Origin of the sequence: Pseudomonas sp. AL03 (genome assembly GCF_029960815.1) — a bacterium.
Taxonomy (GTDB): domain Bacteria; phylum Pseudomonadota; class Gammaproteobacteria; order Pseudomonadales; family Pseudomonadaceae; genus Aquipseudomonas.
Genome location: NZ_JASBRE010000090.1, coordinates 1 through 344, shown reverse-complemented (window position 1 = coordinate 344; position 344 = coordinate 1). Strand labels below are relative to the sequence as shown.

1 protein-coding gene is annotated in these 344 nt (G+C 59.6%); it reads left to right on the top strand.

Annotated features, from left to right (window positions below):
• Positions 1-205, top strand: a 205-nt coding sequence (locus QK293_RS27520) for a hypothetical protein (protein WP_282383528.1), incomplete at its 5' end; no start/stop codon positions are given.
• Positions 206-344: the final 139 nt, after the last annotated feature.

Sequence of the window (344 nt, the reverse complement as noted above, 5' to 3'; positions counted from 1 at the left end):
CGACGTTGACCAGGTCGTTGCCGGCGATCAGGGTCAGGTCGCGGCCCTGGATCAGACTGCCGCCGCGCACGTTGCGCGATTCGGCTTGCCCGCGAGAAAACGCTGGCCGCTCTGGGCCAGCACGGCGTCGCTGATCAAATCCGGCTTGGTTTCGATCAGGTACTTGTGCGACCGGAATTTATCGACAGTCCTTATATGCGGTTAATCGTAAAGGTCCTACGCCAACCTCGGAATCAGGCACCTTGCACCGCTGGAACGATGAAGCTTATAGTCCGCCCGTCGTCCACACGGCGACCGGGTTTGGCGACCTGACTAACGAGTGCGAGAGCTGTCTGCTTATTTGC